This window comes from Bradyrhizobium sp. 147 (genome assembly GCF_023073935.1).
In the GTDB taxonomy this organism is placed as follows: Bacteria; Pseudomonadota; Alphaproteobacteria; order Rhizobiales; family Xanthobacteraceae; genus Bradyrhizobium.
In genome coordinates this window covers 70,395-94,403 of the sequence record NZ_JADPKL010000001.1, presented here as the reverse complement: position 1 = coordinate 94,403, position 24,009 = coordinate 70,395, and the positions used below count along the sequence as shown (strand labels likewise).

The 24,009-nt window shown below is 65.0% G+C and carries 20 protein-coding genes and 2 pseudogenes; 12 read left to right on the top strand and 10 right to left on the bottom strand.

Annotation, left to right across the window (positions count from 1 at the left end; all coding sequences use genetic code 11):
- Positions 1 to 96: 96 nt before the first annotated feature.
- Positions 97 to 2,316 (top strand): OmpA family protein, encoded by a 2,220-nt coding sequence (locus IVA87_RS00450; protein WP_247332318.1) that lies wholly within the window; start codon positions 97 to 99, stop codon positions 2,314 to 2,316.
- A gap of 66 nt (positions 2,317 to 2,382) precedes the next feature.
- On the opposite strand, the gene IVA87_RS00445 is transcribed toward IVA87_RS00450, so the two are convergent.
- From IVA87_RS00445 to IVA87_RS00415, 7 genes are all read right to left on the bottom strand, one after another.
- Positions 2,383 to 4,140, bottom strand: coding sequence for an alkaline phosphatase (locus IVA87_RS00445; protein ID WP_247299881.1), 1,758 nt, complete (start codon positions 4,138 to 4,140; stop codon positions 2,383 to 2,385).
- Positions 4,141 to 4,244: 104 nt separating this feature from the next.
- Positions 4,245 to 5,582 carry an argininosuccinate synthase gene (gene argG / locus IVA87_RS00440; RefSeq protein WP_247299880.1) on the bottom strand — a complete coding sequence of 446 codons (1,338 nt, stop codon included), beginning with the start codon at positions 5,580 to 5,582 and terminating at the stop codon, positions 4,245 to 4,247.
- A 93-nt stretch (positions 5,583 to 5,675) separates the two neighbouring features.
- Positions 5,676 to 6,452 (bottom strand): phosphatase PAP2 family protein, encoded by a 777-nt coding sequence (locus tag IVA87_RS00435; protein WP_247299878.1) that lies wholly within the window; start codon positions 6,450 to 6,452, stop codon positions 5,676 to 5,678.
- A 79-nt stretch (positions 6,453 to 6,531) separates the two neighbouring features.
- On the bottom strand, positions 6,532 to 7,026 hold the full coding sequence (locus tag IVA87_RS00430) for a hypothetical protein (RefSeq protein ID WP_247299876.1): 495 nt from the start codon (positions 7,024 to 7,026) through the stop codon (positions 6,532 to 6,534).
- Positions 7,027 to 7,189: 163 nt separating this feature from the next.
- A complete protein-coding gene (gene rlmN / locus IVA87_RS00425) occupies positions 7,190 to 8,392 on the bottom strand; it encodes a 23S rRNA (adenine(2503)-C(2))-methyltransferase RlmN (RefSeq protein WP_247299873.1) in 1,203 nt (400 codons plus the stop codon).
- A 185-nt stretch (positions 8,393 to 8,577) separates the two neighbouring features.
- On the bottom strand, positions 8,578 to 9,225 hold the full coding sequence (locus IVA87_RS00420; RefSeq protein WP_247299871.1) for an invasion associated locus B family protein: 648 nt from the start codon (positions 9,223 to 9,225) through the stop codon (positions 8,578 to 8,580).
- A gap of 113 nt (positions 9,226 to 9,338) precedes the next feature.
- Complete coding sequence (locus IVA87_RS00415) at positions 9,339 to 10,178, bottom strand: SDR family oxidoreductase (RefSeq protein WP_247299869.1); 840 nt, start codon at positions 10,176 to 10,178, stop codon at positions 9,339 to 9,341.
- A gap of 262 nt (positions 10,179 to 10,440) precedes the next feature.
- Between IVA87_RS00415 and IVA87_RS00410 the strand changes: the two genes are divergently transcribed.
- From IVA87_RS00410 to IVA87_RS00400, 3 genes are all read left to right on the top strand, one after another.
- Positions 10,441 to 11,415 (top strand): NADPH:quinone oxidoreductase family protein, encoded by a 975-nt coding sequence (locus tag IVA87_RS00410; RefSeq protein ID WP_247299867.1) that lies wholly within the window; start codon positions 10,441 to 10,443, stop codon positions 11,413 to 11,415.
- Between the two features lie 113 nt (positions 11,416 to 11,528).
- Positions 11,529 to 12,560, top strand: coding sequence for a hypothetical protein (locus IVA87_RS00405; RefSeq protein WP_247332316.1), 1,032 nt, complete (start codon positions 11,529 to 11,531; stop codon positions 12,558 to 12,560).
- Positions 12,561 to 12,579: 19 nt separating this feature from the next.
- On the top strand, positions 12,580 to 13,737 hold the full coding sequence (locus IVA87_RS00400; RefSeq protein WP_247332315.1) for a TAXI family TRAP transporter solute-binding subunit: 1,158 nt from the start codon (positions 12,580 to 12,582) through the stop codon (positions 13,735 to 13,737).
- An 8-nt stretch (positions 13,738 to 13,745) separates the two neighbouring features.
- Here IVA87_RS00400 and IVA87_RS00395 read toward each other — a convergent pair whose 3' ends face one another.
- Complete coding sequence (locus tag IVA87_RS00395; protein WP_247280031.1) at positions 13,746 to 14,123, bottom strand: YkvA family protein; 378 nt, start codon at positions 14,121 to 14,123, stop codon at positions 13,746 to 13,748.
- An 87-nt stretch (positions 14,124 to 14,210) separates the two neighbouring features.
- Entirely contained in the window at positions 14,211 to 14,501 is a 291-nt protein-coding gene (locus tag IVA87_RS00390) for a 4a-hydroxytetrahydrobiopterin dehydratase (RefSeq protein WP_247299861.1), read from the bottom strand.
- 151 nt (positions 14,502 to 14,652) lie between these two features.
- Between IVA87_RS00390 and IVA87_RS00385 the strand changes: the two genes are divergently transcribed.
- Positions 14,653 to 16,098 (top strand): TAXI family TRAP transporter solute-binding subunit, encoded by a 1,446-nt coding sequence (locus IVA87_RS00385; RefSeq protein ID WP_247299859.1) that lies wholly within the window; start codon positions 14,653 to 14,655, stop codon positions 16,096 to 16,098.
- Positions 16,099 to 16,201: 103 nt separating this feature from the next.
- The gene (locus tag IVA87_RS00380) at positions 16,202 to 17,743 is read left to right on the top strand and encodes an alkaline phosphatase D family protein (protein WP_247332311.1); all 1,542 of its coding nucleotides are present in this window, start codon (positions 16,202 to 16,204) and stop codon (positions 17,741 to 17,743) included.
- Between the two features lie 3 nt (positions 17,744 to 17,746).
- Here the strand turns inward: IVA87_RS00380 and IVA87_RS00375 are convergent, their stop codons facing one another.
- Complete coding sequence (locus tag IVA87_RS00375; protein WP_247332309.1) at positions 17,747 to 18,127, bottom strand: response regulator; 381 nt, start codon at positions 18,125 to 18,127, stop codon at positions 17,747 to 17,749.
- 181 nt (positions 18,128 to 18,308) lie between these two features.
- Between IVA87_RS00375 and IVA87_RS00370 the strand changes: the two genes are divergently transcribed.
- From IVA87_RS00370 to IVA87_RS00345, 6 genes and pseudogenes are all read left to right on the top strand, one after another.
- On the top strand, positions 18,309 to 19,073 hold the full coding sequence (locus IVA87_RS00370; RefSeq protein ID WP_247299853.1) for a Crp/Fnr family transcriptional regulator: 765 nt from the start codon (positions 18,309 to 18,311) through the stop codon (positions 19,071 to 19,073).
- A 96-nt stretch (positions 19,074 to 19,169) separates the two neighbouring features.
- Positions 19,170 to 19,649, top strand: a pseudogene (locus IVA87_RS00365) (prolipoprotein diacylglyceryl transferase family protein); the annotation flags it as partial.
- 1 nt (position 19,650) lies between these two features.
- Positions 19,651 to 20,292 (top strand): annotated as a pseudogene (locus tag IVA87_RS00360) (radical SAM protein); the annotation flags it as partial.
- A complete protein-coding gene (locus IVA87_RS00355) occupies positions 20,289 to 20,549 on the top strand; it encodes a hypothetical protein (RefSeq protein WP_247299849.1) in 261 nt (86 codons plus the stop codon). The pseudogene IVA87_RS00360 and the gene IVA87_RS00355, both read left to right, overlap by 4 nt.
- Positions 20,550 to 20,804: 255 nt before the next feature.
- Positions 20,805 to 22,631: a translational GTPase TypA gene (gene typA / locus IVA87_RS00350; protein ID WP_247299845.1), complete on the top strand. Its 1,827-nt coding sequence runs from the start codon at positions 20,805 to 20,807 to the stop codon at positions 22,629 to 22,631.
- A 102-nt stretch (positions 22,632 to 22,733) separates the two neighbouring features.
- Complete coding sequence (locus IVA87_RS00345; protein ID WP_247332307.1) at positions 22,734 to 23,978, top strand: NAD(P)/FAD-dependent oxidoreductase; 1,245 nt, start codon at positions 22,734 to 22,736, stop codon at positions 23,976 to 23,978.
- Positions 23,979 to 24,009 lie beyond the last annotated feature (31 nt).

The window sequence follows — 24,009 nt, the reverse complement described above, 5'->3', positions numbered from 1 at the left end:
TCGGGCCCCGACTGCTTGGCCCGCCACATTCCGGCCTAACGCGTAGCTGTTCATCCCAACACTTCGTCAAAGAACCTTCCGGGGAAGCTCACCACCATGACCAACCTTCGTCTCGTGCTGCTTGCAACGACGGCCCTGACCGCGATGCAATTCGCAAGCTCCGCATCGCATGCGCAAAGTGCGCCGCCGCTCGTCGTCGCGCAGGCCCAGCCACAAGAGACTGGCCCTGACGGAAAACCGAAGCAGCCTCCGAAGGGCCCGCCAGCGGCCGCGCCACCTGCGGCGCCCGCGCGCCCGGCCGCACCGCCGCCCGCGGCTGCACCGCCGCATCCGCCCGCCGCGCCTCCGCCGGCCGCCGCACCGCCGCGCCCGGCAGCGCCGCCCCCGCCTCCGCCTGCGGCCCGTCCGGCGCCGCCGCCACCTCCGCCGCCTGCCGCACCGAAGCAGCCTTCGCCGCCGGCTGCGGCGCCGCAGCAGCATGCGCCGACACCGTCCCCTTCGGCACCGCCTGCAGCACGTCCGGCTCCCACGCCGCCAGCACCTCCTCCCGCCGCAGCTCCGCAGCAGCATGCGCCGACGCCACCGCCACCTGCGGCTCGCCCGACACCGACACCGACGCCGCCTCCTGCCGCGCAGCCGCATACGCCGCCTCCGGCGCCGTCTGGCGCACGCCCGGCTCCGACGCCGCCGGCCCCGCCCGCAGCAGCGCCTCAAGGCCGCCCGGCGCCGACGCCTTCGCCTTCGCCTTCGCCCGCAGCGCCGACGGCACGACCTGGCGCGCCTGCCCCGACCGCCACGCCTGCACCGACTGCGACACCAGCCCCGACGCCTGCGCCGACCGCGACGCCGGCTCCCGGGAGCACGCCCGGCGCGCCGCCGGCTGGACGCCCCGGTGCACCGCTGCCCGGACGCCCGGGCGCGCCACCGGCTGCAGGATCGCCAGCTCCCGGTGCAACGCCCGCTCCAACGGCGACACCGGCACCAAGTCCCGGCACCCCGACGCCGCTGCCCGGACGTCCCGGTGCAGCACCGACGCCTGCTCCCGGCGCAACACCGGCCCCGGGCGCAACACCGACGCCTGGCCCTCAGGGGGGTACGCCGCCTGCGGGTGCGCCCGCTGCCGGAACTCCGCCCGCGTCGCCGCAAGCCGGCGCCCCGGCCCGGCCGCCGGCGCCTCCCGCCGGTGCCGCGGCGCCAACTGTCGTCCCTGGCACGGCGGCCGCAGCACCGCCGCCGAACCGGGCGCAATACGCTCCGCCCACGGTCGCGCCGGCCTTCCGAGCCGCGCCCACCGTTGCAGCACCGTTGCCGCCTCCGCCGCGTCCGCCGCAGCGTGACCTGACGCCGCTCGCGATCGGCGCAGGCGTGGTGGCCGGCGTCGCGATCGGCGCCACCATCGCCGACCTCCACAACCAGCGGCGCGAGGTCGTCGAAGGCGGCCGCACCGTCTACACCGAGCCGGATCGCATCATCATTCGCGATCCGGGCGGGCAGGCCTATGTCCGCGGCAACGATCTCTATCGCTTCCGCTACGGCGCCCGCGACATCCGCACCGACACAGTCGGCGGCGAAACCCGCACCGTCGTGGTCCGCCCTGACGGCAGCGAGGTGATCACCGTGGTCGGTGCGGACGGTTCGCTGCTGCGCCGAATCCGCAGGGACCCCGGCGGGCGCGAGATTGTCATCATCGACAACAGCTACCGGGATCCGCGCGCGATCGGCGGGTTCTATGTCGACGTGCCGCCGCCGGTGGTCAACATTCCCTATGATCGCTACATCGTCGATGCCCAGGAGGCGTCGCCGGACGTGATCTACGCGACCATGCAGGCACCGCCGGTGCAGCGGATCGATCGGCGTTACTCGCTCGACGAGATCCGCTACAGCCCCAATGTTCGCATGCAGATGCCGAGCATCGACGTCAACACGATCAACTTCGAGACCGGATCGTGGACCATCCCGCCGGACCAGGCGGCCCGGTTGCAGGTGATCGCCGACGGCCTCAACCAGGCGATTCAGCGCAACCCGCGCGAGGTGTTCCTGATCGAGGGACATACTGACGCGGTTGGCAACGAGGTCGACAATCTATCGCTGTCGGACCGCCGCGCACAGTCAGCGGCCGAATTGCTGACGCAGCAGTTCGGTGTGCCCGCGGAGAACCTGACGTCGCAAGGCTACGGCGAGCAGTATCTGAAGGAGCAGACGCAAGGGCCGAGCCTGATCAACCGGCGCGTCACCATCCGCCGCATCACACCGCTGCTCAATGGCGGCCAGGCCTCGCTGCCGCCGCCCCCGCCCGGCACCGCGCCGCCGCGCTGAGACGAAGCATTACGAACGCAAATGGCCGGGAGCGATCCCGGCCATTTTTTTCGAACAGCATCGCCGCTACGGCCGAGCAGCCAGCCCAAGCGCGTCGACCATGAGGCGAAAGATCTCGGTATTGTCCATCGAACCGCGCACACCATCACTGCCTGGCCCTGCCGCCGTGAGGATGACGTCCTCACCCGAATGCACACTGGCGCCGATCATCGCCGGCAGATTGCCCGGGCGCAGCACGACGCCTGGAACATCCTTGTATTTGTCGTTGGCCTTGAAGGTCCCATCCTCGCCACCCTTCACGGTAGGCTCGTTGGGATTGTCGAGCTTCGGGCGGAACGTCTCGTAATGGTCCGGCAGACTGGCCGAGAAGATGGCGAGCCGCCGGCTCACGTCGACGCGTGCCGGATAGCCCTCCGCATCCGCAGCCGGATAATTGGGAAATCCGGCCTGCTCGTAGACGCCGACGCGCTCGCGCAGCGGCACGTTGGGCGCAGTGCCCATGTCGTCAATCACCGTACCGACGAGGCTGTTGGGATGATTGTGGTCCGCCACCACCAGAATGAGGGTGTCGTCGCCACGCGCATGCGCCCATTCACGTGTCTGGCGCACAGCATTGTCGAGCATGATCGTGTCGTAGACGGCTCGCTCCATGTCGAGCAAATGCGCGTATTTGTCGATCATCCCGGACTCGACCATCAGGAAGAAACCGGCCTCATTCCGCGACAAGAGTTTCAGCGCCGCCTGCACCTGCTCGGTCAGGTCGGGCTGCTCGGGGAATTTCCTGACGCCGCCGCCCTTCAGGAACTTGCGGTCCAGTGCGCCGTCCATGTTTCCCGTTGCGAACAGGCCGAGCAGCTTGCCCGTCTCCGGCTTGGCCGCGAGAGCGCCGAGCTCACGCGCGGTGGTCGCCACCTGATAGCCTGCATCGCGAAACTTCGCGATGTAATCGGTCTCGTCCTTGCGTTTCGAGCCGGCGGCGGATTTCGGCAGAAAATTTGCGCTGCCGCCGCCCATCAGCACATCCGGCTTCGCCGCGAAGAATTGCTCGACGATCTCGTCATAGGCGGCGCGCCGGCGGGTGTGCGCAAGCATCGCCGCCGGCGTCGCGTCCTCGATCTCGGTATTGGTGACGATACCGATCGCCATGCCGAGCCGCCTCCTGGCGAGGCTCGTGATGGTTTCGACCCGTGGATCGTCGAACGGGCTTGCGGTGCGGTCCGCATAGACGCCCAAAGCGTTGACGGCGCTCTTGTGCCCGGTCGCATAGGCGCTGGCCGAATTCGCAGAGTCCGTGATGATCGAGTCCGAGCCTGCGGTCGCCACCAGTGCCATGTGAGGCATGTCGTCGATGGCGAGCTTGCCGCGGCTCTTGCCCTCCGAAATGCCCTTGGACAGGATGCGGGCTGCGACCCGATGCGCCGGCGACATGCCATCACCGATGAACAGGATGACGTTCTTCGCCTTGCGCGGACCCGTGTCGTAGACCGTCCATGTGACGCTGCGCTGGCGCGTGCCGTCGCTCACGTCCACGGCAACGCTGCCCGGCGTAGTCAGTGTAACGTCGCGCAGGACCAGGGCCGACTGTTCCTTGCCGTCCTCGCGATCGACGAAAATCCCGGAGCGGCCGAACGCGACTGCGTAATCTGTGCCGTTCACCGTCACCTTCAACTTGGCCGGGTCAACCGGCCCGGGGAGTTCGACCTTAAAATCGAATTGAGCTCCGGCCAGGATCTCGGCACGATCAATGGGATAGATCGTCTGTGCCGACACTGACGTTGCCCAAAGAAGGACGATGAGAGAGGCGACGGCCGACTGCTTGACCATGTTCGATGCTCCGCGCTGCCCATTCCGGGGGAAGCTAGGAGCCTAGCGGCCCTCAATGACACCGTCATTATGTCGTGCATCGCCCGATCGCCGCGACAAAGGGCTCAATCCTTGTCGCTCTCCAGCCGGAAGATCTGCGAGCCTTCGCTGCCCGACAGCAGGCCGGTGTCGCTGTAGAGCTTCAGCTTGCTGCGCGTGTCGGCGATGTCGAGATTGCGCATGGTGAGCTGACCGATTCGGTCGGCAGGCGTGAAGGCGGCGTCCTCGACCTTCTCCATGCTGAGCCGCTCGGGCGCGTAGGTGAGATTGGGACTCTCGGTGTTGAGGATCGAGTAGTCGTTGCCGCGGCGCAGCTCCAGCGTGACTTCGCCGGTGACGGCGCGCGCGACCCAGCGCTGCGCGGTCTCGCGCAGCATCAGGGCCTGCGAGTCGAACCAGCGGCCCTGATAGAGCAGCCGGCCGAGACGCATGCCGCTGATGCGGTACTGCTCGATGGTGTCCTCGTTGTGGATGCCGGTGACGAGGCGCTCATAGGCGATGTGCAAGAGCGCCATGCCGGGCGCCTCATAGATGCCGCGGCTCTTGGCTTCGATGATGCGGTTCTCGATCTGGTCGCTCATGCCGAGGCCGTGGCGGCCGCCGATCGCGTTGGCCTCGAGGAACAGCGCGACGGCATCAGAGAAGGTCTGGCCGTTGAGCGCAACCGGCTGGCCTTCTTCGAAACGCACCACGACCTTCTCGGCCTTAACGGCGCAGTCGTCGCGCCAGAACGGCACGCCCATGATCGGGTTGACGATCTTGATGCCGCTGTCGAGGCTCTCGAGATCTTTCGCCTCGTGCGTGGCGCCGAGCAGATTGCTGTCGGTCGAATACGCCTTCTCGGCGCTCATCTTGTAGGCAAAGCCCTGGGCCGTCATGAACGCCGACATCTCGGCGCGGCCGCCGAGCTCGTCGATGAACTGCTGGTCGAGCCAGGGCTTGTAGATCTTCAAAGCGGGATTGGTTAGCAGGCCGTAGCGGTAGAAGCGCTCGATGTCGTTGCCCTTGAAGGTCGAGCCGTCGCCCCAAATGTTGACGCCGTCCTCCTTCATCGCCGCGACCAGCATCGTGCCGGTGACGGCGCGCCCCAGAGGCGTGGTGTTGAAATAGGTGATGCCGCCGGTCGAGATATGGAAGGCGCCCGACTGGATCGCGGCGATGCCTTCGTGGACGAGTTGCGTGCGGCAATCGACCAGCCGGGCCTTCTCGGCGCCGAACTCCATCGCCTTGCGCGGAATCTCGTTGTAGTCGGCCTCATCAGGCTGGCCGAGATTGGCGGTGTAGGCGTAGCAGCGTGCGCCCTTCTGCTTCATCCAGAGCAGCGCCGCAGAGGTGTCGAGGCCGCCCGAAAAAGCGATGCCGACTTTCTCACCCTTGGGCAGGCTTTTCAGGATTGTGGTCATGGGGCTTCCAATCGGGTCACAAGGGCTGATGTCGGGCCGGGTTTGACCCGCGCGAATATCAAATTTCGCACGCCTCGGCACCTCTTTAATGGCTCAAATCGACGGCTCTGGACCTGTCTTGCGGCCGAACAGGCGCTGGCGGAGCCGGTAGGCGGGCCAGTTCAGCCGCGTCAGGGCCGCGTCGACCGCCTCGTCCGAAAACCGCGTTCGAGGCCAGCGGTAAATCAGCGCGTAGGCGAACCAGATCACCACGAAGGTGACGAGGCCGGCAATCGAGACATCGGTGAAGAAGTGGCCGCCGAAGGCCATACGCAGCCCGCTGGTCACAGCGCCGAACACCACGGCGGCCGTATAGGCGAGCGGCCGCCACGCCGGCGGAGCGAGAGCGGCCGGTGCCAGCGTCCAGAACGCGGTCGCGCCTTCCCCGGAGAAGAACGAGCAGTTGCGCCCGCAGCCGCCGCGCGGATCCCACCACGGCACGAACTGCTGATCGCCAGCAAACTCGGTCACCACGACCGGACGCGGCCGGCCCCAATAATTCTTGAACGTCAGGTTGGTCAGAATGCCGGCCGACATCGTCAGCGTTACCAGCAGGAAGACGACCGTGCGCCCCGGCACCAGCAGCGGCCGGTCAGGCCGGATCATCTTGACGACGAGCGCGACGATCGAGGGAAGCGCGAATGCCCAGGCGATCCACATCGCCGCATCGCGCGCAAAGCCGGCCCAGCCGTTCAGCTTGAGCGGGAATGTCTTGGTCGCGGGGTCGAAGAACAGCGACGCGAGCTTGAGGTCGAGCTCGGGATAGAGGCCGAAGACAAGGCCGATCACGAGCCACAGCGAAAGGGCGATGAAGAGTCCAGTCCGGTTCATGGCGCGCGGTTTAGCGGAGCAGGGCGGAGATGAAAACCCCAACGGCGGTCCCCATCCTCCCCTGGAGGAGGATAAGAAGTCACCGCGCATCGGGCCTGGAATTCGACGGCAGCGGAGGTGGGGGCAGGTGCGAAGGCGGCGGGATGCGCCAGGCGCCTGCATTGCGGCCGGCGATCAGCCAGTAGACCACGCCGGCGACGATGCCCGCGCCCGTCATGATCTCCAGGTGGCGCCGCACGATACCCTCGAATTGGAACGTGTCGCCGTGGAAGGGGACGAGACCGAGATAGCAGGCGAGCCCGACAAGGCCGCCGCCTGCGGCATAAGCGAGCGCGCTGCGGATATAGAGCGCCTCGGTGATGGCAACGATCACCGCGGCCGGCACCAGGGCGAAGCCGGAGACGAAGATGAAGCCGAAGCCGAACAGGATGTCGATCGTGCCCTGATCGACGGGACCCGCGCCGAGGTCAGCGAATTCCGGAAACAGCAGCGCGACGACGACGATTATGCCGCCGACGAAGCAGGCGGCGAGGAAGCCGATGAAGATGACGACAAGGCGGCCGATCAGGGACATGACGTCACCTTCACCGTCGTTGCGAGGAGCCAGCCGGTCCCGCCTTCGGCGGCCGGATGACAGGCTCCGCGACGAGGCAATCCAGACTGCCTCCGCGGAAAGATTCTGGATTTGCTTCGCTGCGCTCGCAATGACAAGGATGCGAAGGCGCAGGCATTACCTATCAATCCGTCATCGCCATCGCGCGCAGCGCCTGGCGTTCACGCGCCGAGAGCTTCTCCGTCTCTGATTTGAGCTGGCCGCAGGCAGCGAGGATGTCGCGGCCGCGCGGGGTGCGCACCGGCGAGGAATAGCCAGCGTTGAAGATGTATTCGGAGAACTTTTCGATCTGGTCCCAGTCCGAGCATTCATAGGCGGTGCCGGGCCAGGGATTGAACGGAATGAGGTTGATCTTGGCCGGAATGCCCTTGAGCAGCTTCACCAGCAATTTCGCATCGTCGAGCGAATCGTTGACGCCCTTGAGCATCACATATTCGAACGTGATGCGGCGCGCATTCGAGGCGCCGGGATAGTCGCGGCAGGCCTGCAGCAGTTCCTTGATCGGATATTTGCGGTTGAGCGGCACGAGCTCGTTGCGCAATTCGTCGCGCACCGCATGCAGCGAGATCGCGAGCATCACGCCGATCTCCTCGCCGGCGCGCACGATGTTCGGCACCACGCCCGAGGTCGACAGCGTGATGCGGCGGCGGGAGATGCCGATGCCTTCATTGTCGCCGACGATCAGCAGCGCATCGCGCACCGCATCGAAATTGTAGAGCGGCTCGCCCATGCCCATCATCACGATGTTGGTGACGCGGCGCGTGCCGTCTTCGCGATCGGCCCAGTCGTTGAGGCGATCGCGCGCCACCATCACCTGTCCCACGATCTCGCCGGCGGTGAGGTTGCGCACCAGGCGCTGGGTGCCGGTATGGCAGAACGAGCAGTTCAGGGTGCAGCCGACCTGCGAGGAGACGCAGAGCGTGCCGCGATCGGTCTCGGGGATGTAGACGCACTCGACCTCATGCGCCTTCTGGATGTTGTCGCCGCTCGGCAGACGCAGCAGCCATTTGCGGGTGCCATCGTTGGAGATCTGCTCGGCCACGACCTCGGGCCGGTCGACGGTGAAATGCTGCGCGAGCTCGGCGCGAATGCCCTTCGAAATCGAGGTCATCTCGTCAAAGCTCTGGGCGCCGCGGAAATAGAGCCAGTGCCACAGCTGCTGCACCCGCATCTTGCGTTGCGCCGGTGCGACACCGATCTCGCCGAGGCGATCGGCGAGCTCGGCACGCGACAGGCCGATCAGCGAGGGCCTCGCCGGCGGCACATAAGTTTCGAGCGGAGTCTTCTCCACCAGGATTGCGTTGTGCGGCTCGGTCGTCGGTTGCATTGAATGGACCTGATGGGTTTTGTCGTTCCGGGATTGGTCCGGAGGACCAGACCCGGAACCTCGAGATTCCGGGTTCGATGCTGCGCATCGCCCCGGAATGACGGTAAATCTGGAACAGCCCCTATATAGCAACCGGATCTGCCGATTGCGACCGCGGCTATGACTTAGCCTTACCGCCTGCAATCCTATCTTTTGCAGTCCTGGGCGATCTTATCGAGCGCCTGGGCGAGGCCCTTCAGCGAAAACGTGTCGGTCGTCTCGGTGCCCTTGGCCGAGACCCCCTTGACCACGAGATCGGCGGATTTGCGCATGGCTTCGACCATCCGCTCCTCCTCGGCCGCGTTCTTGATCCAGAGGCCATCGCCCTGCGTATACATCGCGAAAGCAGCGCCGCCGACCTCGGCCGTCGATTCCGAACCCGGTTTCAGCGCATAGCCGATCATGACCGAGACTTCGTTGTTGACCTTCTCGGCCGGCCGGGTCGACACGAACGCATAAGCAGGATCGCGCGGCCGGTTCGGCGGGTTGGTCTTCGACGACGAGGGCTTGGCCAGCGCGAAGCAGACCTTCTTGCCGTTCGGCGTGGCTGAATAGGCGCCCCAGGTGCCGAACTGGCCGATCAGGGTCGGCTCCGCGCCGCCCGCAACCGCCGCGGGCGCTGCCGCCGGTTTGCTCTCTGGCTTTGCCGCCGTCTTGGCAGTCGGATGGGCCGCTGGGGGCGCCGGCTTTGGTGCCGCCTTCGGCGCCGGTTGCGGCGTCTGCGCCCCAGCGAGATCGGCGATCCCGCACGTCATCATGCCGATCATCAAAATGAAAGATAGCACCCGCCACATGCTGGAGTGGTTCCCTCAATATTGTGACTGGAAGATGGCCCGGCGTGTTTTGTCCCCCGGCAGGGATAGCCGGGAAAGTCCAATTTGGGAAGGCAGTTAGCGGGTTGTCAGCACTAGCCTCGAGATCGCGCGGCGCGCTGCTCGGCCCATTGCGCCTCGGTCCAGCCGAGCAGGTCCTCGGCCCCGGAACTGCGCAAATGCGCGCCTCCGTCGATCACCACCATCTCGCCATTGATATAGCCGGCGCGGTCCGAGACCATGAAGCTGGCGAGGTCAGCAAGTTCGCCGTGCTCGCCGGTGCGGCCCAGCGGGTTGCGGGCGGTCCAGCCTTCGTCGCGACCTTCAGGGCGGAGCTGCCCCGACGCGCCGGCGGTCGGGAACGGTCCCGGCGCGATGGCAACGGTTCGGATGCCCTTCGGACCCCATTCCACGGCGAGACTTTTGGTCATCGCCAGCAGCGCCGACTTCGCCATCGCCGAAGGCACGGTGAAGGCGCGGCCGGTGATGGTCGAGGTCGAGAGGATCGAGAGCACGACGCCGCCATGCTTACTCTCGATCCAGCGCTTGCCGGCGGCGAGCGTGCAATACATCGCGCCATGCAGGGTCGGCGCGAGGATCGCGTCCGCGGCGCGAAACGAGAGATGCTCGCTCTGCGCGATGAAGGTCGCCGCAGCATTGTTGACGAGGATATCGAGCGGCGCCTCGCGCCAGATCTGATCCATCATGTTGTCGACGGCCGCACCGTCGCGAACGTCGCAGGCGATGGTCGTGACTTTGCCACTGCTCTCTTTGCGCATCTCGCTCGCCGTTGCCTCGAGCCGGTCGAGCTTGCGGCCACAGATCACGAGCTCGGCGCCGAGTGCGAGGAAGCGACGGCCCATCGCCGCGCCAAGGCCGGAGCCGCCGCCGGTGACGAGGATGCGCTTGTCGTTGAGCAGGTTCGTTTCAAACATCGTTTGAATCCTTATCTCCGCGGATTTCGTCATTGCAAGGAGCGAAGCGACGAAGCAATTCAGATTATTTCCGCAGGGCGGACTCTGGATTGCCTCGCGGAGCCTGTCATCGGGCCGCGCTTTGCGCGGACCCGTTGGCTCGCAATGACGTGATGATAGGCCGAACAGAACGACCAACAAAGAATCCGGATTGTCCGGCTGCTCTAAATCCGGCAAAACCGGGCCAATCATAATTCCACTCGAAACGCTCCAGGTGCCCGCCATGAAAGCCATCCTCTGCTCGCAATATTGCCAGCCCGACGATCTCGTTCTGGCTGACGTGCCGGATCCGGTAGCAGGACCCGGCGAGGCCGTGATCGCGATCAAAGCGGCGGCGCTGAACTTCTTCGACATCCTGATGATTCAGGGCAAGTATCAGATCAAGCCGCCGTTCCCGTTCTCGCCGGCCGCTGAAGTCGCGGGTGTGATCGAGAGCATCGGCGCTGGCGTCACTGATCTGAAGGTCGGCGATCGCGTTGTCGCCTCGTGCGGCCACAATGGCGCACGCGAGAAGATCGCGCTGCCGGCGGCCTCGATTGTCAAGATCCCGGACAATCTCGACTATGATCGCGCGGCCGGCATCATCATCATCTACGGCACCGCGCTGCATGCGCTGGAGGATCGCGCCAGTCCGAAGCCGGGCGAGACGCTCGCGGTACTGGGCGCAGCCGGCGGCACGGGCCTTGCTGCCTGCGAGCTCGGCAAGCTGATGGGCCTGAAGGTGATCGCCTGCGCCTCATCGGACGAGAAGCTCGCATTCGCCAGGGCGCACGGCGCCGAGCTGACGCTCAATTACGCCAAGGAGGATTTGAAGGAAGGTTTGCGCAAGCTCACCGACGGCAAGGGCGTCGACATCATCTTCGATCCCGTGGGCGGTGCTTACGCCGAGCAGGCGCTGCGCTCGATCGCCTGGGAGGGTCGCTTCCTTGTGATCGGCTTCGCCGCCGGCGACATTCCGAAGATGCCGCTGAACCTCGCACTGCTGAAGGGCTGCGACATCCGCGGCGTGTTCTGGGGCGCCTGGACCCGGCTCAACCCGGCCAAGAATCGCGCCAATCTGGAGAAGCTCGTGAAGTGGACGGCGGAAGGCAAGATCTCCTCGCATGTCGACCGGACCTTCCCGCTGGCCCAGACCGCGGACGCGTTGAAGGTGCTCGCGGGACGTCAGGCGATGGGAAAGGTGATCTTGCACCCGTGATTGCGACTGCGCTGGCTGTCGCGAAGATATGCGCATGACAGCTGAGTTCATGGCACCCCATTCCTAGACCGCCACCTGGTAAGGTCTCCTCAACCAGCGCGGGCAAAATTGAGGTGCATTCCACAACCTCGCCCGAATCAAACCCAAATATTTCCCGATTCGTCCCCATCGCCGTCGCTTTTTGGGCTGATTCAGATTGCGATTTACCGGCTCCAGTTTGCTGGGCGCTCCTGGACAACAACAAAAAAACTGAAACCGGTATGCCCCGCGTCGTGTCAGTCTTGGGGAGCATCACCATGGAGACGACGGCGTTCCGTCCGTCCAGGGAATCGAGGGCATTCGATTCCGATCAAGCCGCATCACATCCGTCCACCGCATCGTACATCCGTGCGCGCGCCGCACGGATCGATCTGTCACCCGACGATCCAATTCCACTATTCCTGTCCGATCCGCGCGGTGCCCCGAACCCGGACGAATATACCTCGCTGGAGTTGCGTCCCCGGGTCAGAATTGTGCCGCGTGTTCTTGCGGGCGGTCTCGCAGCCGTTCTCGTGGCGTCCATTCTGGCAATTCTGGCCGCGCTGTTTCAGTCCGACCTTCGCGGCATCTTCGATGCCGGTGGCTCGGCAGTCGTCGCGCTGGAGCAGGCGGTGGCCTCGGCCAACCCGTCGGTCATACCGCAGAGCCCGCGCAAGGATTCGGCGCGCGTGACCGATCCACGCCTGGCGAGCGCTGACACGCAGGATCTTCCTGCACCGCCGAGCCGCGAGGAGATCGCGACCGCCTATCAGACCGCGCTGCAAGCCCAGACGCCTGTGCCTCAGCCCGCGGCGGCACCGCATGCGCCCCCTCCGCCCGCCAGCACGCTCGACGCCGACACGCTGGCCGGGCTGATGACGCGCGCGAAGAGCCTGTTGGGAATTGGTGACATTGTTGCGGCCCGCCTGCTGCTCGAACGCGCCGCCAATGCACAGGATGCGGCAGCGGCGTTTCTGCTGGCCCAGACCTATGACCCGGCCGTGCTGGGCACTAGCGACGCGCGGCGCATCGCCGCTGACGCGACCGCCGCGCGCGACTGGTATCAAAAGGCCGCGGCACTCGGATCGGCCGAGGCGCGGCAGCGCCTCGCCCAGCTTCAGAACTAGATCGTTTCAGGGGGACATCATGCGTAACGCTTTGGGAATGGCGCTTGCCGCCATTATGACGATCTGTGCCTTCGCGGCGCGCGCCGATCAGACCGAATACGATCCCGCCAAGGTCTCTGACGGCCTGAAGGCCATCTTCCAGTTCGGCTCGACCTCGACCAAGCAGGCGCTGAACGCAAACACGGTCACGCTGATCACCGGCACGATCGGCGGCACCTATGTGCAATTCGGCGCCGACCTCGCTTCCGTGCTCGACGACGGCAACAAGATCCGCGTGCTGCCGATCGTCGGCCGCGGCTCGGTGCAAAGCGTCGCCGATATCCTGTTCCTGCAAGGTGTCGATCTCGGAATCGTGCGCGCCGACACGCTCGACTATCTCGAGCGCAAGGGTTTTGCCACGGGCATCAAGAAGCAGTTCACCTATGTCACCAAGCTCTACAATGAGGAGATGCAGGTGATCGCGCCAAGATCGGTCGCGACGCTCAAAGACCTCGAAGACAAGACGGTGAGCGTGGACCTGCCGAACGGCGGCACCTTCGTCACGGCGCTCACCGTGTTCGAGCGGCTCGGGATCAAGGCGAAATTCGTCTATGTCGAGCAGCGCATCGCGATGGAGAAACTGAAGGCCGGCGAGATCGACGCCGTCATCGTGGTCGGCGGCAAGCCGTACAAGTCGGTCTCGACCTTCGGCAATGACGGCCGCTTCCATCTTGCGAAGGTCGACTATGCAAAGCCCCTGCAGAGCGATTATCTGCCGGCAACGCTGACCGCCAAGGACTATCCGAACCTGATCAAGGAGGGCGAGAGCGTGGACACGATCGCGGTGCCTGCGGTGCTCGCGGCCTACAACTGGACGCCCAACACCGAGCGCTATCGCAAGCTCGCGCTGTTCGTTGACGCGTTCTTCACCAAGTTCCCCGCGCTCCAGAACCCGCCCTTCCATCCCAAGTGGAAGGAGGTCTCGCTCGCGGCGCCTCTGTCGGGCTGGAGCAGATTGCCGGTGGCGCAGCAATGGCTCGACCGGCACGGCGTCGAGCCGGTGACGCGCCAGCGCTTCGAAGCGTTCCTGAAGCAGAGCCCGGCGGCCGCGCAGGTGTCCGATGCGGACAAGGAGACGCTGTTCAAGCAATTCCAGGCATGGGACGCGGAGAAGGCGCGTGCGGGGGAAAAGAAGTAGTGGCGCCGTCACTCCTCCGCCTTATCCACCCCGCGCTTCAGCGCGGCACGGGCGGCCTCGCGGTGCTCGTTCGTGATGTGGCCGGCCACCATGCGGATCGCGGTGGCGAGCACGGCGGCGTCATCGGCGAAACCGAGGATCGGCATCACATCAGCGACGAAGTCGAATGGCAGGATGAAATAGGCGATCGCCCCCAGCAGCGAGGCCTGAACATGGCGCGGCGTCTGCCGGTCGAAGGCGCAGTAATAGGCCGCGAGCAGGTCTTCGGCGAACGGCAGTTGCGCGGCAACGCGCTTCAGCTTGCGCCAGAAGCGGCGGCGAACGCCCTCGCGGTCTTCCGCGAGCCGATCGGCGGGCTCAAAGCCGACGCTGTGTTCGGCAGCCATGCTCAAACTCCCCTTTCAGCCGGAGCGGCGGATCGCCGCGTCGCCTGCTGATCACAAGATGGGGATAAGGCCAGGAGCCGCAAGACGTCAGCCGGCAATGGCGTTCATCGCCTTGGCCAGTTCGATATCGAGCGCAGTAACGCCGCCGGCGTCATGGGTCGACAGCACCACCTCGACCGTCTTGTAGACGTTGCGCCATTCGGGGTGGTGATCCACCTTCTCGGCGACCAGCGCCGCGCGGGTCATGAAGCCGAAGGCCTGGTTGAAATCCTTGAAGACGAAGGTCTTCCCGATGGCGTCGCGGCCGGACATCTCACCCCAGCCCGGTAGTCCGCCGAGCGCCTGCTTGCGCGCCTCCGCCGATAGCCGCTCTGCCATGATCGCCTCCGTCGTTCAGGGGAACTTTACCCTAACGCCGTGTCGATGCCCGGGTTCATACGGGATTTCGTCCATCCGCTAACCATGAAGGAGATGTAACCCCGCCGGACAAGAAATTTGCTACAATTGCGGGCGTAAATCGCCGGCGAAGATGAAACTGAGCCTCAAGCGCCTGTTTGGGAGATCGATGACCGGGGGACTGAACCTGGCCGAAACGCCCTCTCCGCCTTCGCCGCGATCCGCGGCGCGGAAGACCGCGCTCGTGTCTCTGGCCCTCGTGCTTGCGATCGTCGGTGCGCTCGCCGGCGGTTACTACTTCGCGATGCGGCCGGTGACGCTGAAGATCGCGGTTGGTCCCGCCAGCAGCGATGACGTCAAGGTGGTGCAGGCGCTGACTCAGGCTTTCACGCAGAACAAGAGTCAGGTGCGGCTGCGCCCGATCCAGACCGACGGCGCCACCGCCAGCGCCAATGCCCTCGCGGAAGGCAAGGTCGATCTTGCCATCGTGCGCGGCGACCTCGATGTGCCGAAGAACGCGCAGGCGGTCGCGACGCTGCGCAAGAATGTCGTGGTGCTGTGGGCCGTAGCGGGCAAGGGCAAGAAGAAGGGCGCGAAGATCACCAAGGTGGCACAACTCGCCGGCCATCGCGTCGGTGTCGTCGGCCGCACCCAGGCCAACGTCAACCTGCTCAAGGTGATCCTCCAGCAATACGGCGTCGATCCCGCCAAGGTCGAGATCGTGCAATTCCCGGCCAACGAGGTTGCCGAGGCGATCAAGGCCCAGAAGGCCGACGTCTACCTCGCGGCCGGCCCGGTCAACAGCAAGATCACGGCGGACGCGATCTCTGCATCGGTCAAAGAGGGCGGCACGCCGACTTTCCTCGCGATCGATTCCGCCGACGCGATCGCGCAGAACCACCCGGTCTACGAATCCGCGGAGATTCCAGCCGGCGCCTATGGCGGTTCACCCGACCGCCCGGACGACGAGGTCAAGACCATCAGCTTTGCGCACCACATCGTGGCGCGCAAAGCTGTGTCCGAAACCACCATCGCGGCATTCACGCGCCAGCTGTTCGCCGTGCGCCAGCAATTGGTGACGGAATTCCCACTGGCGGCGAAGATCGAGACGCCCGACACCGACAAGGATGCGGTGATCCCCGTGCATCCCGGCGCCGCCGCCTTCGTCGACGGCGAGGAAAAAACCTTTCTCGACAAATACAGCGACTACATCTGGTGGAGCCTGATGGCGCTCTCCGCCATGGGCTCGATCGGCGCCTGGTTTGCCGGCTATCTGAAGAAGGACGAGCGCGACAACAACAGCCATTTGCGCGAACGCCTGCTCGACATGATCACGGCGGCCCGCAAGAGCGAGACGACCGAAGAGCTCGACCAGATGCAGGCCGAAGCCGACGTGATTTTGCGCGACACGCTGCGCTGCTTCGATCACGGTGCGATCGAGGAGGCCGCGCTCACCGCCTTCAACATCGCACTCGACCAATTCCATGCCGCCGTCGCCGACCGTAAGGCGGTGCTGTTCAGCCTGCCGCAGACGCCGCCCCGCACGGGCACGCAATTCAGAGCCGCCGGCAACGCGTAGCGCCTGCGCGTTATTGCTGCGTCACATTGTCTCAATATAGGGTCTGATCTCATCGTGGCGGCTGCCGCAAGGCACCCGTCCCTGGCGAAATCGGGACCGTCCCATGACCATCACATTCTCACGCCGCCGTTTCCTCACCACCAGCGCGGGCGCGCTTGGCACGATCGCGATGCCTTATCTGTCGCGAGCGGCTGACCGGCCTGCAGTCACCCATGGCGTACAATCAGGCGACGTCACGGTCGACGGCGGCGTGGTGTGGGCACGCACCGACCGGCCGGCTCAAATGCTGGTCGAGGTGGCGACGACGGAGTCGTTCAGGGACGCTCGCGCGCTGCCGCCGATCGCAGCGCTGCCCGAGAGCGACTTCACGGCCAAAATGCTGATCGAGAACCTGCCGGGCGGACAGGACATCTTCTATCGCGTGCGCTTCCGCGATCTCTCGCATAGCGCGGTCGAGGGCGAGCCGGTGACCGGCCGCTTCCGCACCGCGCCGGCCGACCGCCGCGATGTCAGCTTCATCTGGGGTGGCGACGTCGCCGGCCAGGGCTGGGGCATCAACCCTGACGACGGCGGCATGTTCACCTTCGCCGCGATGCGCAAGCATCGTCCGGATTTCTTCCTGCACTCGGGCGATACGATCTACGCCGACAGCCTCATCCAATCCGAGGTGAAGCTCGCCGACGGCAAGATCTGGAAGAACGTCACAATCCCCGAGAAGGCCAAGGTCGCGGAGACGCTGGACGAGTACCGCGCCGCGCACAAATACAATCTGATCGACGACAACCTCCGCGCCTTCAATGCCGACGTGCCGATCTTCGTGCAGTGGGACGACCACGAGGTCACCAACAACTGGTCGCTATCGAAGGAGTTGCCGGCGTCATACAAAGTACGCGACATCACGCTGCTCGCCGCGCGCGCAACGCGCGCCTTTCACGAGATGTATCCGATGCGCGAGAGCATCACTGAACCGGGCCGGATTTATCGCCAGATCTCCTACGGCCCGCATCTCGACGTGTTCGTGCTCGACGAGCGCAGCTATCGCGGCGCGAACGGCGCCAATCTGGAAACGGAATACGGACCGGCCAGCCACTTCCTCGGACCCGACCAGATCGCCTGGCTCAAGCGCGGCCTGTTGAATTCGCGCGCGACCTGGAAGGTGATCGCCTCCGACATGCCGCTCAGTCTCATCGTCGCGGACACGCCGAAAGGCGGATCGGAAGCGATTGCGCAAGGCGACGGCCCGGTACGCGGCCGCGAGTTCGAGATCGCGGACATCCTTCGCTTCATTAAGATGGCGTCGATCAGCAACACGGTGTGGCTGACCGCGGACGTACACTATGCCGCCGCGCATTATTACGATCCGAACAAGGCACAATTCCAGGATTTCGAGCCGTTCTGGGAGTTCGTCTCGGGTCCGCTGCATGCGGGCACTTTCGGTCCGAACGCGCTCGACAACACCTTTGGGCCGGAGGTGCGCTTCGTCAAGGCACCGGGCAAGGACAGCCAGAACCTGCCGCCGTCTGCCGGGATGCAGTTCTTCGGCCACGTCAAGATCGACGGCGCCTCCGGCCAGATGACGGTGAGCTTGCGCGACCGCGCCGACGTGGCGCTGTGGTCGACCACGCTCGACCCGAAATCTGCCTGAACCTCAGCGACCGCGCGTCCGCAGCGCAGCCTCCAGCGCCTCGCTCGAGCACGGCTTTTGCAGCCGCGGCCGCGCCGCAAATTCGGGCGGAATCCGCGTTTCGGCACCATAACCGGTGACGAAGACAAATGGGACGTTCAGCGCCACCAGTCGCTCGGCGATCGCAAAGCTCTTCTCGCGGTTCAGCTCGACGTCGAGCAGGGCGAAATCGGGAGCACCTTTCGCGATCGCGTCCAGCGCCTGCGTCACCGACCCGGCGGTGCGCACCTGCCTCACGCCAAACCCGAGCAGACGGTCCTCGAAATCGATTGCAATGATCGGATCGTCCTCGACGACGAGGACGTCGGCAGGACATGGGAAGCCATCGAGAAGTGCGGGTGCCATGATCGCATCTTGGAGCGAGAGGTTTTTCTGATCAGGACAGCCGCGCCACGACGCCTGCGCCCAGCGCATCGGAGGGTTCCCGGAACGAAACCACCACATCACAGTTCTTCAGTCTGTCCACTTGTGCACACAGGAAACGGACGGAACCCGGTATTGTGGAAAAGAGCACGGGGGGTTCACGATGGATGCGCGTATCGGCAGTACAAGCGAGGTCGACAGCCGGCCGATCAACAATCTGTTGCGGCGCCTGAGCCCGGCGGATTACGCACTGCTCGCGCCGCACGTCATCATCGAGGACTGCGCGGCCGGCGAACTGCTCTACAATCCCGGCGATGACGTCCAGGTCGTCCACTTCCCCTGCGGACCCTCGCTTGCGACCTTTCTCGTCCCTAACGAGGATGGCCGCGACGTCGAGACCATCCTGGTCGGTCGTGAAGGCGCGGTGGGCGGCATCGTCAGCGAGGGATTTCTGCCGGCCTATACCCGCATCTGCGTGAAGTTCGGCGGCCCATTTTCGCGCATTCACGTCGGCAAACTGGAAGCAGCCAAGACACGTTCGCCGTCACTGCGCAACATCTTCGCCCGCTATGCCGATTGCATGCTGGCGCAAATCTTCCAGTCGACCGCCTGCAACGCCATCCACTCGATCGAGCAGCGCACCGCCAAATGGATCTTGGCAGCAATGGAGCGTACCGGCGACGAAAGCAGCGTGCCGCTGACGCATGAGCAGCTTGCGACATTGCTCGGAGTGGGGCGCAGCTATGCGAGCCGCGTGCTCCAATCGTTCAAAGCCGAAGGCGTGCTCGACACGAGGCGCGGTTCAATCCTCGTCCGCAGCCGCGACGGCCTTCGCCTGCGCGCCTGCCTCTGCAACGATGCTGTCAAGCTGCACTTCGAGGAAGTGCTGCGAGGCGTCTATCCAACGGAGGAGCGGGAGGCCGGATAGCGAACCTAGTCTCGCCTCTTCTCCCTTGTGAAGGCAGTGCACATGGGAGAGGACATGAGCGCTCCGCTGGCGTGATCGTGCTATGCTCTCCGCCGCATGAGCGGGGCTTTCCTTCATACGGTCTTCGATATTGCAGCATGGCTGGCGGCGGCAGCTGCCGTCTACTGGCTGTCGCGACAGGGCTTGCGGTTTCCTGTGCAATCCTTCGAAATGTCCTACATCGCCGCCCTGGTGTTCGGCGCAGGCGTCGGCGCCTACCTGTTCGGGTCGGTCAATCTGTGGCTGTCGGGCCAGAGCGGCGTTGCGCGCTCGGTCGAGGGTGCGCTCGCCGGCGGCATCGTGGCGATCGAGCTCTACAAATGGTCCGCAGGCATCACGGCGCGAACCGGCGCCCGTTTTGCCCTGCCGCTGGCGCTCGGCATCGCGGTCGGCCGGATCGGCTGCTACTTCGCGGGCCTCGACGATTTCACCTATGGCACGCCCACGGCGCTGCCCTTTGGCCATGATTTCGGCGACGGCCTTCTTCGCCACCCGGTGCAGCTCTATGAGAGCACCGCCATGGGCGTGTTCGCGCTTCATCGTCCGCCACGCGCTCACCTGGAAATGCGTGCGTGGGGTCACGCTGCAGCCGGTGCAGGACGCCGGCCGTAACGAGAACTTCGACAAGAACACCGACCGCATCATGCTGTCGGAGATCCGCAAGCGCGTGATCGAGACCGACGTGTTCGGCGACAAGGACATGATCCCGCTGCCCTGCAATCCCGAAAGCATCTCGATCGGCTACGGCCTGCGCAACGGCGAGAACGTGCTGCCGCTGACCTCGCTGATCCCGCAGGAGCAGCTCGTCGCGGTGATGCCGAACACGATCAGCCCGGAGAAATATCCGGTGCTGAAGGAGAAGTTTATTGACCTCTTCTCGCTGTCGTCGGGCCCGCTCAACACCCCCGAACGCGTCTGCGAACTGCTATGTTGCCTGCCGAGCTTTCAGGTGCCGCAAGGGCTCACTTACGAGAACGTGTTCCGCGTCACCATCGTGCAGTTTCTCGATCGCTTCAATTTCTGCGTCGGCAACGTCAAGCGCAGCTGCATCCATTTCGTGACGGAGCAAGGCTCGATCATTCCGTTTGACACCTACAATCTGTTCTACCGCAACGGAAACATCGACGGCGTTCGCGCGGCCCTCGCTGCACAGACGACCGACGGAGTCTTGCAAGCATGAGCATCAGCAACATACCGCCGCCGGGACTGCCTCCTGCCCCGGCGAACAAACGCGGCGGCTGCCTGACCGCCCTCATGGCGATCTTCGGGCTGATCATGCTGCTGCCGGGTGTCTGCGCCTTGCTCTTTGGCGGAATGTCGGTCGTCGAGGACGGCCGGATCGCCTCCGACATCGCACCGCTGGTCTTCCTGGGCCTAGTCGTGGGAATCGGCGGGATTGCCCTGATCTGGGCGGCGATCAAGGGGCGGCGCGCTTAACGCCGCTATTCGCCTAACCCCCGGAGATTCCCGGACAAAATTCAGTCAACCAACGGCCAAAGTACACATTGTTTTTTGGCTGTTTTTGCATATATTGCGCCGCAACGCGTAGGGCGCCCGGTCTGATATGGCCGGGCTTCCTTTTTGGGCGGCGAGCGCCCGTTTCCAGTCTTTCAGCGTTGTTTCGAGAAGAGGTCCCGGTCCGACCGGCGAGATCGCGCTTAACCCATTGTTCGAACGCAAAGAAGCTCACTCATGAACCTCCGCAACGTTGCCATTATCGCCCACGTCGACCACGGCAAGACGACCCTGGTCGACCGCCTCCTCCAGCAGTCCGGCACGTTCCGCGAGAACCAGAAGGTGACCGAACGCGCCATGGACTCCAACGATCTGGAGCGCGAGCGCGGCATCACCATTCTGGCCAAGGCGGCCTCGGTGCAGTGGAAGGACACCCGCGTCAACATCGTCGACACCCCCGGCCACGCCGATTTCGGCGGTGAGGTCGAGCGCATCCTGAACATGGTGGACGGCGCGCTGGTGCTGGTGGACGCCGCCGAAGGCCCGCTGCCGCAGACCAAGTTCGTGGTGTCCAAGGCACTCAAGGTCGGCCTGAAGCCGATCGTCGTCATCAACAAGGTCGACCGTCCCGACGCGCGCCCGACCGAGGTCATCAACGAGGTGTTCGACCTGTTCGCAGCGCTCGATGCCAGCGAAGAGCAGCTCGACTTCCCGATCCTCTACGGGTCGGCCAAGCAGGGCTGGATGGCCGAAAGCCCGGAGGGTCCGAAGGACAAGGGCATGGAGCCGCTGTTCGACCTGATCCTGCGCCACGTCGCGGCGCCGAAGGTCGAGGAAGGTCCGTTCAAGATGATCGGCACCATCCTGGAAGCCAACCCCTATCTCGGCCGTATCATCACCGGCCGCATCTCCTCCGGCGTGCTCAAGCCGAACCAACAGGTCAAGGTGCTCAACGCCGACGGCAAGCTGGTCGAGTCGGGGCGCATCACCAAGATCCTGGCGTTCCGCGGCCTCGAGCGCACGCCGCTCGATGAAGCGGAAGCCGGCGACATCGTTGCGATTGCGGGCCTGACCAAGGGCACCGTCGCCGATACGTTCTGCGATCCGACCGTGGAAGTGCCGCTGCCGGCCCAGCCGATCGACCCGCCGACCGTGTCGATGTCGTTCATCGTCAACAACTCCCCCCTCGCCGGCACCGAAGGCGACAAGGTGACGAGCCGCATGATCCGCGACCGTCTCTTGCGCGAGGCCGAAGGCAACGTTGCGCTGCGCGTCGTCGAAGCCGCCGACAAGGACGCGATGGAAGTCTCGGGCCGCGGCGAATTGCAGCTCGCCATCCTGATCGAGACCATGCGCCGCGAGGGCTTTGAGCTCTCGGTGTCGCGCCCGCGCGTCGTGTTCCAGAAGGACGAAGCCACCGGTGCCACGATGGAGCCGATCGAGGAGGTCGTGATCGACGTCGACGAGGAGCATTCCGGCGTCGTCGTGCAGAAGATGAGCGAGCGCAAGGCCGAGCTGATCGAGATGAAGCCGTCCGGCGGCAACCGCCTGCGTCTGGTGTTCTACGCGCCGACCCGCGGCCTGATCGGCTACCAGGGCGAACTTCTGACCGACACCCGCGGCACCGCGATCATGAACCGCCTGTTCCACGGCTATGCCCCTTACAAGGGCGAGATCCAGGGCCGCCGCAACGGCGTCCTGATCTCCAACGACCAGGGCGAGGCGGTCGCCTACGCCATGTTCAAGCTGGAAGACCGCGGGCCGATGATGATCGAGCCGGGCTGGAAGGTCTATCGCGGCATGATCGTCGGCGAGCATACCCGCGACAACGATCTCGAGATTAACGTGCTCAAGGGCAAGCAGCTCACCAACATCCGCACGACCTCCAAGGACGAAGCGGTGCGCCTGACCCCGCCGATCCGCATGACCCTGGAAAAGGCGCTCGCTTATATCGAGGACGACGAGCTCGTCGAGGTCACCCCGAAGTCGATCCGCCTGCGTAAGAAGCATCTCGACCCGAACGAGCGCAAGCGTGCGGAAAAGGCCAAGGAAGCGGTGGCGTAGGCCAAGCGAATGGGGAATGGCGAGTAGCGAATAGGGTTATTTGGCGAGAGGCGGCATTTCTTATACTCTATTCGCCATTCGCCACTCACTATTCGCCCTTCCATGTCCTTCCCCTCCTCCGTCGACGTCGCGATCATCGGCGCAGGTGCCGCCGGCCTTGGCGCCGCGCATGCGCTGCATGGCTCCGGCCTCTCCGTGATCGTTCTGGAGGCGCGTAATCGGCTCGGCGGCCGCGCCTGGACCGTGCAGGCCTCGCCTGACGTGACCTTCGACGTCGGCTGCGGCTGGCTGCACTCGGCTGACAAGAATTCCTTCGTTGCGATTGCCCGCCAGCTCGGCTTCGAGATCAACACGGATCTGCCGCCTTGGGGCGATCGCGCCTATGGCGACGCCTTTCCGGAAGCCGAGCGCATCGCCTTTGCGGACGCGATCGACGAATTCTACGAACGCGCCTGGGAGGCCGCGGAAAGCGGCGAGGACGCGCCCGCCTCCTGCTACCTCGAGCCTGGCAACCGCTGGAATCCGATGATCGACGCGGTCTCGACTTATGTGAACGGGTGCGAACTCGATCAAGTCTCGATCCTCGACATGGAGCGCTACGAGGACACGTATTTCAATTGGCGTGTGCGAGCCGGGTATGGAACGCTGATCGCGGCCTATGGTGTGCCCTGTCCGGTCGCGCTGAACTGCAACGTTACGCTGGTCGATCACTCCGGTCAGCGCATCCGGCTCCAGACCTCGCAGGGCACGATGATCGTGAACAAGGTGATCGTCACCGTCCCGACCAATCTGATTGCCGATGAGGCGATCCGCTTTTCTCCGCCGCTTCCCGCCAAGCTCGATGCCGCACGCGGCCTGCCGCTCGGTGTCAACGACAAGGTGACACTGGCGCTCGCGGATGCTGAAGCCTTTCCGAAGGACGGAAACCTGCGCGGCGCCACCATGCGCACCGCGATGGGCACCTATCACATCCGCCCATTCGGGCAGCCCTGCATCGATGGCTTCTTCGGCGGCAGCTTTGCGCGTCAATTGGAAGACGCCGGCGAGGGCGCCTTCGCCGCCCATAGCATCGACGAGATTACAGGCTTTCTCGGCAACGACATCCGCCGCAAGCTAAAACCCCTGCGCGAGTCGCGCTGGGCGCACGATCCTTTCGCCCGCGGCTCCTATTCGCACGCGCTGCCGGGTCACGCCGACGATCGCGCCGTGCTGGCCGCACCGGTTGATGGCCGGCTGTTCTTCGCCGGCGAGGCAACCTCGCCAAATTTCTTCTCGACAGCGCATGGCGCGCGCGACAGCGGCGAGCGAGCGGCCAGGGAAGTGCTGGCGGCCCTAGGCAGGCCATGACCGCAAGCTCCGTGTTGCGAGCGCAGCGAAG

Coding starts and splice junctions, on each gene's coding strand:
- IVA87_RS00370 (WP_247299853.1), top strand. CDS start 18,309: ATGGATGCGCGTATCGGCAGTACAAGCGAGGTCGACAGCCGGCCGATC.
- IVA87_RS00345 (WP_247332307.1), top strand. CDS start 22,734: ATGTCCTTCCCCTCCTCCGTCGACGTCGCGATCATCGGCGCAGGTGCC.
- rlmN (WP_247299873.1), bottom strand. CDS start 8,392: ATGCAACCGACGACCGAGCCGCACAACGCAATCCTGGTGGAGAAGACT.
- IVA87_RS00390 (WP_247299861.1), bottom strand. CDS start 14,501: ATGGCAGAGCGGCTATCGGCGGAGGCGCGCAAGCAGGCGCTCGGCGGA.
- typA (WP_247299845.1), top strand. CDS start 20,805: ATGAACCTCCGCAACGTTGCCATTATCGCCCACGTCGACCACGGCAAG.
- IVA87_RS00435 (WP_247299878.1), bottom strand. CDS start 6,452: ATGAACCGGACTGGACTCTTCATCGCCCTTTCGCTGTGGCTCGTGATC.
- argG (WP_247299880.1), bottom strand. CDS start 5,582: ATGACCACAATCCTGAAAAGCCTGCCCAAGGGTGAGAAAGTCGGCATC.
- IVA87_RS00375 (WP_247332309.1), bottom strand. CDS start 18,127: ATGGCACCCGCACTTCTCGATGGCTTCCCATGTCCTGCCGACGTCCTC.
- IVA87_RS00395 (WP_247280031.1), bottom strand. CDS start 14,123: ATGGCTGCCGAACACAGCGTCGGCTTTGAGCCCGCCGATCGGCTCGCG.
- IVA87_RS00400 (WP_247332315.1), top strand. CDS start 12,580: ATGCGTAACGCTTTGGGAATGGCGCTTGCCGCCATTATGACGATCTGT.
- IVA87_RS00380 (WP_247332311.1), top strand. CDS start 16,202: ATGACCATCACATTCTCACGCCGCCGTTTCCTCACCACCAGCGCGGGC.
- IVA87_RS00445 (WP_247299881.1), bottom strand. CDS start 4,140: ATGGTCAAGCAGTCGGCCGTCGCCTCTCTCATCGTCCTTCTTTGGGCA.
- IVA87_RS00355 (WP_247299849.1), top strand. CDS start 20,289: ATGAGCATCAGCAACATACCGCCGCCGGGACTGCCTCCTGCCCCGGCG.
- IVA87_RS00420 (WP_247299871.1), bottom strand. CDS start 9,225: ATGTGGCGGGTGCTATCTTTCATTTTGATGATCGGCATGATGACGTGC.
- IVA87_RS00450 (WP_247332318.1), top strand. CDS start 97: ATGACCAACCTTCGTCTCGTGCTGCTTGCAACGACGGCCCTGACCGCG.
- IVA87_RS00410 (WP_247299867.1), top strand. CDS start 10,441: ATGAAAGCCATCCTCTGCTCGCAATATTGCCAGCCCGACGATCTCGTT.
- IVA87_RS00415 (WP_247299869.1), bottom strand. CDS start 10,178: ATGTTTGAAACGAACCTGCTCAACGACAAGCGCATCCTCGTCACCGGC.
- IVA87_RS00430 (WP_247299876.1), bottom strand. CDS start 7,026: ATGTCCCTGATCGGCCGCCTTGTCGTCATCTTCATCGGCTTCCTCGCC.
- IVA87_RS00385 (WP_247299859.1), top strand. CDS start 14,653: ATGAAACTGAGCCTCAAGCGCCTGTTTGGGAGATCGATGACCGGGGGA.